Source organism: Micromonospora sp. M51 (assembly GCF_018070305.1).
Taxonomy (GTDB): Bacteria; Actinomycetota; Actinomycetes; order Mycobacteriales; family Micromonosporaceae; genus Micromonospora; species Micromonospora parva.
This window is the reverse complement of the sequence record NZ_JAGPXZ010000132.1, coordinates 1-10,908: the sequence shown is the minus strand read 5'-3', so window position 1 is coordinate 10,908 and position 10,908 is coordinate 1. Positions and strand designations below refer to the sequence as shown.

At 74.1% G+C, this 10,908-nt stretch carries 10 protein-coding genes; 3 read left to right on the top strand and 7 right to left on the bottom strand.

The features are described 5' to 3' along the window. From KBX53_RS10110 to KBX53_RS10090, 5 genes are all read right to left on the bottom strand, one after another. Positions 1-2,218 (bottom strand): tetratricopeptide repeat protein (locus KBX53_RS10110; protein ID WP_210858808.1); only part of this gene is annotated, 2,218 nt, incomplete at its 3' end. Continuing rightward, positions 2,215-3,981, bottom strand: a complete 1,767-nt coding sequence (locus KBX53_RS10105) for an ABC transporter permease subunit (protein WP_210858806.1) — start codon at positions 3,979-3,981, stop codon at positions 2,215-2,217. The genes KBX53_RS10110 and KBX53_RS10105, both read right to left, overlap by 4 nt. Next, positions 3,978-5,255, bottom strand: coding sequence for an extracellular solute-binding protein (locus KBX53_RS10100; protein ID WP_210858805.1), 1,278 nt, complete (start codon positions 5,253-5,255; stop codon positions 3,978-3,980). Before KBX53_RS10100 ends, KBX53_RS10105 begins: the two co-directional genes overlap by 4 nt. Further along, positions 5,252-5,884, bottom strand: a complete 633-nt coding sequence (locus KBX53_RS10095) for an ATP-binding cassette domain-containing protein (protein ID WP_210858803.1) — start codon at positions 5,882-5,884, stop codon at positions 5,252-5,254. The genes KBX53_RS10100 and KBX53_RS10095 overlap by 4 nt, the downstream gene beginning before the upstream one ends. 91 nt (positions 5,885-5,975) lie before the next feature. Then, positions 5,976-6,953 (bottom strand): YafY family protein, encoded by a 978-nt coding sequence (locus KBX53_RS10090; protein WP_210858801.1) that lies wholly within the window; start codon positions 6,951-6,953, stop codon positions 5,976-5,978. Positions 6,954-6,997: 44 nt separating this feature from the next. Here KBX53_RS10090 and KBX53_RS10085 point away from each other — a divergent pair, with 44 nt between their 5' ends. Further along, entirely contained in the window at positions 6,998-7,477 is a 480-nt protein-coding gene (locus tag KBX53_RS10085; RefSeq protein ID WP_210858795.1) for a hypothetical protein, read from the top strand. After that, entirely contained in the window at positions 7,477-7,938 is a 462-nt protein-coding gene (locus KBX53_RS10080; protein ID WP_030332532.1) for a hypothetical protein, read from the top strand. The genes KBX53_RS10085 and KBX53_RS10080 overlap by 1 nt, the downstream gene beginning before the upstream one ends. 22 nt (positions 7,939-7,960) lie before the next feature. Here KBX53_RS10080 and KBX53_RS10075 read toward each other — a convergent pair whose 3' ends face one another. Both KBX53_RS10075 and KBX53_RS10070 read right to left on the bottom strand, forming a co-directional pair. Next, on the bottom strand, positions 7,961-9,124 hold the full coding sequence (locus KBX53_RS10075) for a low temperature requirement protein A (protein ID WP_309140741.1): 1,164 nt from the start codon (positions 9,122-9,124) through the stop codon (positions 7,961-7,963). A gap of 37 nt (positions 9,125-9,161) precedes the next feature. Further along, entirely contained in the window at positions 9,162-9,581 is a 420-nt protein-coding gene (locus KBX53_RS10070; RefSeq protein WP_030332534.1) for a hypothetical protein, read from the bottom strand. 185 nt (positions 9,582-9,766) lie between these two features. Here KBX53_RS10070 and KBX53_RS10065 point away from each other — a divergent pair, with 185 nt between their 5' ends. Further along, entirely contained in the window at positions 9,767-10,852 is a 1,086-nt protein-coding gene (locus KBX53_RS10065; protein ID WP_030332535.1) for an S-(hydroxymethyl)mycothiol dehydrogenase, read from the top strand. The last annotated feature ends 56 nt before the right edge of the window (positions 10,853-10,908 follow it).

Below are 10,908 nucleotides of genomic sequence, written 5' to 3'. Positions count from 1 at the left end.
CGTCACCCAGGTAGAGCAGGGTACGCGCCAGCCCGGCGCTCGCTCGGGTCTCCTCGCGCAGCCGGCGGCTCTCGGCCAACAGCTCGTACGCCGTCCGCGCCTGCCCCGGGGTGCTGCTCAACAGCGTCGCCCCGGCGTTGAGCAGCGCCGTCGCCCGGCTGGTCGGGTCGTTGACCGACTCGTACTCGCGCAGCGCGGCCCGCCACGCCTGGGCGGCGTCCAGGTGCTCGCCGAGGGCAGCGTGCACCAGCACCAGGTTGGTCAGCGCCGCCGCGTACCCGCGCGCGTCGCCCACCGACCGGAACGTGTTGGCCGCCCGCACCAGGTGGTGGTGGGCGGTGTCCGGTTCTCCCCGGGCCAGGTGGGCCGCGCCCAGGCCCAGGTCGGTGAGGGCGTGCCCGGCCCGGTCCGCGCCGGAGCGGTGCCGGCGGGACATCTCCAGGTGCTCCACCGCGTCGTCGAGCTGCCCCAGGTCGAGCAGGGCCAGGCCGAGGTTCAGCCGCGCTCGTACGCCGTCCGCGCCTGCCCCGGGGTGCTGCTCAACAGCGTCGCCCCGGCGTCGACGCAGCACCCCCAGCTCGTTGTGCGCCCACCCGGCGATCTCCGGGCGGTCGTCGGCGGTCGGGGTGGCCAGCACGGTACGACAGACCTGCTCCCACTCGTCGAGCCGCTCGGCGTACGCCAGCCACCCGCACAGCGCCACGGCCAGCCGGAACCACCACCGGCGGACCCGGCGGGGCAGGGTCTCCTTCGCGCCGGCCGGCACCCGCACCACCGCCAGCAGCAGCTCCTGGTGCAGGTCGAACCAGCCGTACGGGTCGTCATCGAGCGGCAGCGACCACTCCCGGTCCGGTGGGGAGCCGAGCACCGCCAGGTTGGCCGCGTGCCGTTCGGCCCGGCGGGCCAGGTGCCGGGTCAGCCGGGCCTGCGCGGCGACCCGGGCCCGGGCCGGATCCGCGTCGCGCAGGTGCAGACGGGCACTGCCGGCCAGCAGGGGGCGGATCTCGTACCGGTCGCCCGGCGCGCCGACCACGAACGCGGCGGCGGCCAACCGGTCGAGCAGCGCGGTCACCAGCTCGGGATGCCGCCCGGCCAGCGCGGCGATGGTGGGCCGGTCCACCGGGGCGGGCACCAGCGACATCAGCCGGTACAACCGTCGGGCCTGACGGGGCAACGCCTGGTACGCGATGTCCCGTTCGGTGACCAGACGGGCCGCCGGCGACACGGCGAGCCGTTGGTGCGGTGGCGTCTGCACCGCGCGGCGCAGCGCCTCCAGCACGTCGGAGTGCCGCCAGCCGTGTTGGGCCGTGCGGTAACCGAGGGCGCGCACGGTGCGCGGCTGCCGCCCGCACAGGTCGACGATCTCGCGGACCGCCGGGTCGGTGCGCGGGTCGGCGCGCCGGATCCGGGCGGCGGGCGCGGCCCCGCCCGCCGTCGCGAACAGCTCCACCGCCTCGGACGTGCCCGGCTCGGCGATCCAGTGCGCGACCACACCCTCCAGACCGACCAGCGCCGGACCGCCGGCGAGGAGCAGGCGGCAGGTGCGCGCGGTGGGCGGCAACAGCGGCCGGACCTGGTCGGGACGGTCGACGTTGTCCAACACCAGCAGGATCTTGCGACCGTCGAGCTGACCGCGCAGCGCGTCGGCGGCGGCGGCGAGCGCGTCCGGCCGGCCGGAGGTCGGCGGGGCGGTGCCCAGGATCCGGGCCAGCGCGGTGAGGACCTGCCGGGCCGAGCGGGGTCGGCCACGCCGCCGCAGGTCCAGGTAGTACTGCCCGTCCGGGAAGTCCTCCCGGCACTGGTTCGCCGCCTGCACCGCGCACGCGGAGGTGCCCGCCGCGCGTCGTCCCAGCACCGCCACGGCGTGCTCCCGGGCGAGCAGCGCGACAAGCGCGTCGACGTGCTCGCGGCGACCGGTGAACTCGGCCGTGTAGGGCAGGGTGGGCGCCCCGGTGGCCGGTGTGGTGAGGACCTCGGTCGGTTCGGGGCCGACCTCGTGACCGGCCCGGCGGCGGCGCACCTCGTACACCACGTAACCCAGCACACCGCCGGTGGCCAGCACGATGGTCACCGGCCCGAGCACGCTGGCCACCAACTCGGAGAGGAGATTGCCGGCCAGGTTGCCGGCCACGTTGGCGAGGATGCTGCCGACCACGCCGCCGATCGCGATCAGCGCGGGCCAACGCGAACCACCGCGCGCGCCACCCGGCCCGGTCACCGCACGCCCCCGGAGACCAGCCCGGCGACCAGGTGCCGCCGGGAGAGGACCACGAGCACCACCGGCAGCACCGAGGCGAGCACCGAACTGGCCGCCAGCGCGCCACTGTTGCTCACGAAGCTGCGGGTCTGCTCGGCCAGGAACGGCCCGAGCGGCGACGCTCCCGACGCGCTGAACAGCCGACCCACCACCAGGTCGTTCCAGACCTGGACGAACTCCAGCACGGAGACCGCCACCACCGCCGACAGGTTGTGCCGGGCCAACCGGCGCAGGGTGTGCCACCACCGGCGCCCACCCAGCCGGGCGTCGCGGACCTGCTCGACCGGCAGGTCGGCGAACGCGTTGCGCAGCACCAGCACCGCGAACGGCACACCCAGCGCGATGTGCACCAGGGCCAGGCCCTGAGCCGTGCCGGAGGAGAGCACCAGGCCCAGCACCTCGTTGACCGGCCCGGCGATGACCTGGATCGGCACGACGCTCGCGGCCAGCAGCAGCAACCCGGTGGCCTGCGCGGCCGGCCCGGTCAACCACGCCAACGGGTACGCGGCCAGCAGCGCGACCACCAGCACCGTGGCGGTCACCGCGGTGGCCAGCACCAGGGTGAAGCCCAGCGTGCGCCACAGCTGGGTGCCGGTGACCAGGTCGTGGTAGGACTCGGCGTTCGGCGGCGCGGACCACCAGCCGCGCGCGGCGGCGTCCACCCTGCCGTGCGCCGAGGTGGCGACCAGCACCGCCAGCGGCACCAGCCAGGCGACCGCGGCACCCGCCGCGAGCAGCCGGAACACCCGCCGGGGCGGGGCGACCGGAGCGGGTTCCGGTGCCGCCTCGACGCGCGGCGGGGGCCACGCCTGCCGGACGAAGAGCGCGGCCACCATGATCCCGCCGATGACCGCCACCAGCCACACCACACCGAGCGCCGCGCCGTCGCCGGTGGTGGTGCCGCCGGACGTCTGCCAGATCCGCAACGCCAGCACCGACGCCTCGTCGCGGACCGCACCGGGGGTCATCACCAGGATGAGGTCGAACGTGCGGCTGGTGCCCACCGCCACCAACGCGAACACCACAGCTGTCGTCCGCAGCAGCAAGGGCCGCCACTGCGCGTCCCACAGCACGTGGCGACGCCCGCCGCCGTACGCGCGGACCGCGTCGGCGAGACTCGGCGGCACCGCGTCCAGGGCGGACCGGAAGACCAGCACCGCCAACCCGACCCAGGCCCAGACGAACGCCGACATCAACGCGACGGTCACCATCCCCGGGCCGAGCAGCTGCGGCGCGTCCTCCACCGAGCGGCCGGTCAGTCGGGTCGCGACCAGTGTGGCCAGCCCGCGGCTCGGGTCCGGGTCGTACATCAGCCGGAAGGTGACCCCGGTGACGACCAGCGGCAACGCCACCGGCACCAGCAGGATCAACCGCACCAGGCCGCCCTCCTGGGAGCGGCGGGACGCGGCGGCCAGCAGGTAGCCCAACGCCGTCACCACCGCCGGCACCAGCAGGGCCCAGAGGACCGTCCGGCCGACCACCGCGCCGGTGCCCGGGGCGGCGAGGGCGGTCCGGAAGTGCGCCGCGCCGACCCAGCGGCCGTCGGTGGTGACGCTGGCGTGCATGGTCCGCAGCACCGGCCACAGCACCAGCCCACCGAGCAGCACCGCGGCCGGCAGCAGCAGGGCCGACGTCGCTCCCGCCGCCGGATAGGCCCGACCCCGCCGGGCCGGCCCGACGTCGTCGAGGACCGCCAGTTCGCCGAGGACGCGCACCTCACTCATCGGCCGCCCCCCGCGTTGCGGGCCGCCGCGGCGAGCAGGCCGGTGGCCCGGCGGATCGCCTCACCGGCCCGGACCCCGTCGGTGACGTCGGCGAAGAACCCCTGCATGATCCGCCAGATGCCGACCCCGTCGGAGCCGGTGAACGGGCCGGGCAACTGGTCGGAGAGGTCGAACCGCAGCGTGCCGGGCGTCCGCATCTCCTCGGCGAGGCGCTGGGCGACCCGGTCGCGGTAGCTGTCGATCGTGACGTTGGTGTTGGGCGAGAGGTAGCCGCCGGAGCGCAGCCACGGCTGGAACGAGTCGGCCCGGGTGAGCCACTCGACCAGCTCGACACCGCCCCGGGCGTCGGCGAACGCCACCGCCGCGTCCCCGCCGACGATCAGTGGACCACCGCCCGATGAGGCGCCCGGGAACCGGAACGTCACCGGCGCCTGCGGGCCGCGCTGGAACGGGTCGGCGACGTCGGCGGTGAAGTCGGCCCCGACGAGCATCACCGCCCGCCGGGTGTGCACCACCTGGATCACCGACTCCTCGTACTGGGTGAGCAGGGCGCGACGGCCGCCGCCGACGAACGCCCCGTCGATGCTCCAGAGCCCGGCGAGCCGGTCCAGTGCCTCGCGCACCGCGCTGCCCTGCCAGTCGGCGTCCGCCCGGGCGAGGGCGTTGTAGCTCTCGGGTGCCACGTCGGCCAGGACGTTCTCGAACCAGTCGGTGAGCACCCAGCCGTCCGCGGCGCCGATGGCCAACGGCGCCGGCCCGCCGTCGCGCCGGGCGAGCGCGCCGAGCTCCCGGGTACGCCGGACCAGCTCGTCCCAGTTGGCCGGCGGCACCGGCAGCATCGAGGGCAGGTGCCAGACCAGCGACTTGTGTGCCGCCTTGACCCAGACCCCGTAGCGCTGACCCTCGGCGGTCAGCAGCTCACTGAGCCCGGCGGGTACGGCGTACCCGGTGGACGGGCGCACCGGGCTCAGCCACCCGCGTTGGGCGTACTCGGTGACCAGGCCGGGGCGCGGCAGGATCGCCACGTCCGGGCTGGTGCCGGCGAGGTGCCGGGCGCGCAGGAACGCGTCGATGTCGTTGCCGGCGCTGACCACCTGCACCGGCGCGGGGTAGCCGGCGACGACCTCACGGAACCGGTCCAGTTCGCTGGTGCTCCAGACCACCGCCACCTGCACCGACCGGCTCCCGCCCGAGCAGCCGGCGGCCAGCGCGGTGGCGCCCACGGCGGCGGCGCGCAGCAGCGTACGACGACTCGCCCGGATCGTCGGCCTCATCGGGGCACCTCGCTCGGCTCGGTGACCAGCTCGTGGCGCACCGGAATCTCGGCCAGGGTGGCCGGGTCGGCGGTGCAGACCAGCACCGCCACCCCGGGAGCGTTCGATGGTGAGAGACGGGGCATCAGGTCACCGAGGCGGCTGTCGCCCGCCGAGCCGGCCGGCAGGTCGATCACGAGCACCTCGGGCAGGCAGGCCGCCGCTCGGGCGAGCGCCACCCGGAACCGCTGGGCGGCGGAGATCTGGTGCGGCAGCAGGGTGAGGGAGAGCGCCAACTCGAGCCGGTCGACAACGGTGGCCGTCCAGTCGTCGGCCACCTCGTGCACCCGTTCGCGTTTGCGTTGGCCGTACTCGATGTTGCGGCGCACGGTCAGCTGCGGCAGCAACGCGCCACCGGCGGGCACGTAGCCGATCTGCCGACGGGGCGCCGGCAGGTCGGTGACGTCCCGGTCCCCGACGAGGATGCGGCCGGTCACCGGTGGGGCGAGCCCGGCCAGCACCCGGGCGACCGCCGTGCCGTAGCGGGGCGGCGCGACCAGGGCGGCGAGCGTGCCGGCGGGAACGTCGAGGGTCACCGGCCCGGTGCCGGGAACGGCGACCAGTGCGCGTAGCCGTAACGTGACCCTCACCTCCGGTGACCGTTGATGACCGTCCCAGGGTGGCACACCGTGCCGACAACCGACGCCCCCGACCCTTCCACTGTGGAGCGGCCGGGCCTGTTCAGGTGGGGGAGTACAGCGCGGCGAGCCCGGCCGCGGTGGTGGCCAGCCGTTCGCGCAGCGCCACCGGGGTGAGCACCTCGACCTCGGCGCCGAGGCGCAGCAGCTCACCGTGGGCGTGGGTGAGCGACTCGATCGGCAGCACAGCGGTCACCCAACCCCGCGCGTCGGGTGGCCCGGCGCTGGTGTCCATCGCGGTCACCACCGGGTCGCTGCCGATCTCGCGCAGCCGCTCCCGACCGGCCGGGGAGAGTCGGACGGTGGCATCGTCGCGGTGCAGCCGTTCCCGGAACCGCACCACGTGCGCCCGCCACCAGGCCGGCAGGTCGAAGTCCTCGGGTCGGTCGAACTCCTGCCCGAGCGGGGTGAGCGTGAGGATCTGGTTGACCCGGTAGGTGGCCGGCGCGCCCCGGCCGGGCTGGTCGGCCACCACATACCACCGGCCGCCCTTGAGGACCAGGCCGTACGGCTCCAGGACCCGGGTCACCTCGCCGTTCCAGCCGCGGTAGCGCACCTCGATGCGGTGCTGTCGCCAGACCGCCTCGGCCGTGCGGGCCAGCTCGGGGGAGGCGTCGCCGTCGGCGTACCACCCGGGGGTGTCCAGGTGGAAGCGTTGCCGCAGTCGGGTCGCCCGGTCGCGCAGCGGCGCGGGGAGCGCGGCGTGCAGCTTGAGTTGCAGCGCCGCCACCACGTCGCCGTAGCCCAGCTCGTCGGCCGGGCCGGGCAGGCCGGCGAGGAACAGCCGGTCGGCCTCCTCGGCGGTCAGCCCGGTGAGCCGGGTCCGCCAGCCGTCGACGAGCTGGTAGCCGCCGGCGTGCCCGGCCTCGCCGTAGAGCGGGATGCCGGCGGCGTGCAACGACTCGACGTCCCGGTAGATGGTGCGGGGGGAGACAGCCAACCGCTCGGCGAGCTGCCCGGCGGTCAACCGCCCGTGTGACTGCAACAGCAACAGGACGGAGAGGAGTCGACTGGCCCGCACTTCACTGACACTAGTTGTCAGGGGACCGCTCGTACCGTCCCGGCATGGCATTTCGCGACAAGGATCTGAGAACACCGGGACCGATCAGGGTGGACGGTCGGCACCTCAAGCGCTACCACATCGACCAGCCGGAACGGCCGCTCGAACCGGAGGTGGAGAAGGCCGCGTACGACCTGCTGCCGGCGTTGCTGGCCGACGTCGTCGACGACGGCACCCCGGCCGCCGGGTGGGTGGTGCTGCACCGGGGCGCGGACACCGGCGCGTACCTGCTGGCGTACACCTGGGTCTGGGACAACGCGGTGGAGGTCCGCGTCGCGGCGGCCGGGCAGCCGGCGCTGGACTGCCCGGACGACGACCCGACCCACTTCGTCGAGGTCCGTCGACCCGCCGTCGGCTGCGTCTGGGAGCTGGCGGTGCTGGAGCACGAGCGGGCGGCCTGGGTGCGGCACATGCTTGCCCCGCAGGCTCCCCACCTGGCCGGATACCTGCACGACACGCGAGCGGAAGGGCCGGTGGGCCGCTGATGGGCGACTTCGACTTCTTTGTGGGCACCTGGAACGTCGTCAACCGGCGGCTGCGCGAGCGGCTGGTCGGCTCCGACGAGTGGGAGGAGTTCCCGGGGGTGTCGGTGGCGCACGGCTTCTTCGCCGGCGGCGGTCACTTCGACGAGATCACCTTTCCGACGCGGGGCTCCGCCGGCGCCACGGTCCGGATCTTCGACCCGGCCCGGCAGGAGTGGTCGATCTACTGGATGAGCAGCGACACCGGGGTGCTGGGGCAGCCACCGATGGTGGGCCGCTTCGTCGACGGGGTCGGCCGCTTCTACGCCGACGACCAGCACGAGGGACGCCCGGTGCGGTGCCGGTTCGTCTGGTCCGACATCAGCGCGACCACCGCCCGCTGGGAGCAGGCGTTCTCGGTCGACGGCGAGCAGACCTGGGAGACCAACTGGATCATGACCTTCACCCGGGCGTCGGAGGGCTGACCGCCAGGTGGCGTGACCGCGGTCAGGCCTGGTCGGCCACGGCCGCGGTCCGCCCCGCGTCGCGGCCGCGGAACAGCACGGTGATCGTCACGAGGGCGACCAGCAGCGCCGCGAGCACGTACACCGGGGCCGGGCCCAGCGGCGTGAACAGTGCCAGCAGCGCGACGACCGGGAAGGCGACGGCCGTCACGCCGTGCTGCTTGCGGCGTACGTGCAGCACCCAGACGGTGAGCAGGAAGACGGCGACCGGGACGGCCACCGCGTACCCGACGGTCCGCTCCGAGATGTGCGCCAGGTGCCGTTCGTAGTCCACCGCCACGCCCAGGCCGGCGCCGACCCCGGCGATCGCCGCGAAGATCAGATAGTGGCCATAACCCCAGACCAGGGAGTACGGCAGCCGGTCGGGCGCCTCGCTGCGCCGATCGAAGTAGAGCCACCACAGCGCGAACACGATGACCGCGCCGGAGGCGGCGAGGAACCAGAGGTCGTGCTCCCCGGCGTCGAGCCCGTCCTGGATCGCCAACGAGACGGCCGCCACCGCCTCACCGAGCACGATCAGCGTGAACAGCCCGTACCGTTCGGTGATGTGGGCCGGGTGCCACGGGGTCATGCCGGGGCGTTCGGCCACCGCCGGCACCAGCACGTCGGCCAGCCCCAGCAGCACGAACGACGCGAGCCCCCACTCGGGTGGCAGCAACAGGCGCAGCAGCCAGCCGAGCTGCACCACCGTCACCCCGACCGCGTAGCGGCGCGCCGCCGCACGGTGCGCGGGGTCGCCGGCCGCCGCTCGGCTCCAGTGCACGACGGCGGCCAGCCGCATCACCACGTACCCGTAGGTGATGACGGTGAAATCGTTGTCGGCGAAGGCGCGGGGCACCCCGGCCGCCAGGATCAACGCCCCGAGGATCTGCACCAGGGTGGTGATCCGGTAGACGTCGTCGTCGGTGTCGTAGGCCGAGGCGAACCAGGTGAAGTTCACCCACGACCACCAGATCGCGAAGAACACCATCACGTAGCCGGTGACCGCGTGGGCGAGGTGACCCTCGGCCAGGAAGTGGTGCAGGCTGGTGGCGGCCTGCGCCACGGCCACCACGAAGCAGAGGTCGAAGAACAGTTCCAGCGGGGTGGCGGCCCGGTGCGGCTCGTCGCGGCGGTGTGGCCGCATCGGCCGGTAGAACGGCCGCACCGACCGAGGGTGAGTCACCGCGGTCCCTCAGGTGGCCTCAGCCGCGCCGACGGCCGTGAGTCAGCCCCTCCAGCACCAGGGTCAGCCCCGCGCCGACCAGCCAGATGTCCTTGGCGAGCCCCGAACCCGCCTGGGTCGGCCGGACGCTGCCGGCTTCCCGCATCCCCGGCGTCTTCAGGTACAGCTGCACCAGGCCCGCGCCGAACGCCGTCAGGCCGAGCCCGACCAGGGGCGCCGGGACGAACGGCGCGATCAGCGCGGCCCCCAGGGCGATCTCCGAGTACGACAGCAGCTTGGCGAAGCGCGCCGGCTCCAGCTGGCCGAGCTGAGGCATGGCGGCGACCGCCATCCCGTGCATGCCCTCCGCCGCGGCGCCCTCCAGGTTGCGCTTGCCCAGACCCGAGTTGAGGACGTACGCGCCGATGGTGAGCCGCAGCGGCAGGTGGGCGAATTTCATTGTTACCCCCGTTGGCAGTGGTCGAATGCGGCCCGCGTACCCCGCAGCGCCCGCGATAACCCGCCGGGGCGGCTGGGCAGGCTGTGGTGGTCGCGGTAGGTTCGCCGGGGGCCCAGCGCCGAGCCCGTGGCACACCCGCCCACCCCGGCACCCGGCCCTGCCGCAGACCACCAGCAGGAGGCGAAGTGAGCCAGGAAGTCCGGGGAGTCATCTCCCGCAGCAAGGGCGCTCCGGTCGAGGTCACCACCATCGTTGTGCCCGATCCGGGGCCGGGTGAGGCGATCGTCCGGATCCAGTCGTGCGGCGTGTGCCATACCGACCTGCACTACCGCGAGGGTGGCATCAACGACGACTACCCCTTCCTGCTCGGTCACGAGGCGGCGGGCATCGTGGAGCAGGTCGGCGAGGGCGTCACCGACGTCGCCCCGGGCGACTTCGTGGTGCTCAACTGGCGGGCGGTCTGCGGGGTCTGCCGGGCCTGCCGCCGGGGCCGGCCCTGGTACTGCTTCAACACCCACAACGCCACCCAGCGGATGACCCTCACCGACGGCACCGAACTCGCCCCGGCGCTGGGCATCGGGGCGTTCGCCGAGAAGACCCTGGTACACGCCGGGCAGTGCACCAAGGTGGATCCGGCCGCCCGACCCGCCGCGGTGGGCCTGCTCGGCTGCGGGGTGATGGCCGGGCTGGGCGCGGCGATGAACACCGGAAACGTCACCCGGGGCGACTCGGTCGCGGTGATCGGCTGCGGCGGCGTCGGGGACGCGGCGGTGGCCGGGGCAGCCCTCGCCGGCGCCACCACGATCGTCGCCGTGGACACCGACAGCCGCAAGCTCGACTGGGCCCGCCGGTTCGGCGCCACGCACACCGTGAACGCGTCCGAGACCGACCCGGTCGAGGCGATCCGTGCCGCCACCGGTGGCTTCGGCGCCGACGTGGTGATCGACGCGGTGGGTCGACCGGAGACGTGGAAGCAGGCGTTCTACGCCCGCGACCTGGCCGGCACCGTGGTGCTGGTCGGCGTACCGACCCCGCAGATGCAGATCGAGCTCCCGCTGCTGGACGTCTTCGGGCGCGGCGGTGCCCTCAAGTCCAGTTGGTACGGCGACTGTCTGCCCAGCCGGGACTTCCCGATGCTCACCGAGCTGTACCTGCAGGGCCGACTCGACCTCGACGCGTTCGTCACCGAGGAGATCGCACTCGACCAGGTGGAGACCGCGTTCGAGCGGATGCACCACGGCGACGTGCTCCGCTCGGTGGTGGTGTTCTGATGACCGCCCGGGTCGAGAACGCGGGCACCTCGGGCACGTTCTCCCTCGCGGGCGAG

Excerpts from the sequence above, each read along its gene's own strand:
- KBX53_RS10105 (WP_210858806.1), bottom strand. The coding sequence starts at position 3,981 with ATGAGTGAGGTGCGCGTCCTCGGCGAACTGGCGGTCCTCGACGACGTC.
- KBX53_RS10100 (WP_210858805.1), bottom strand. The coding sequence starts at position 5,255 with ATGAGGCCGACGATCCGGGCGAGTCGTCGTACGCTGCTGCGCGCCGCC.
- KBX53_RS10085 (WP_210858795.1), top strand. The coding sequence starts at position 6,998 with ATGGCATTTCGCGACAAGGATCTGAGAACACCGGGACCGATCAGGGTG.
- KBX53_RS10080 (WP_030332532.1), top strand. The coding sequence starts at position 7,477 with ATGGGCGACTTCGACTTCTTTGTGGGCACCTGGAACGTCGTCAACCGG.
- KBX53_RS10070 (WP_030332534.1), bottom strand. The coding sequence starts at position 9,581 with ATGAAATTCGCCCACCTGCCGCTGCGGCTCACCATCGGCGCGTACGTC.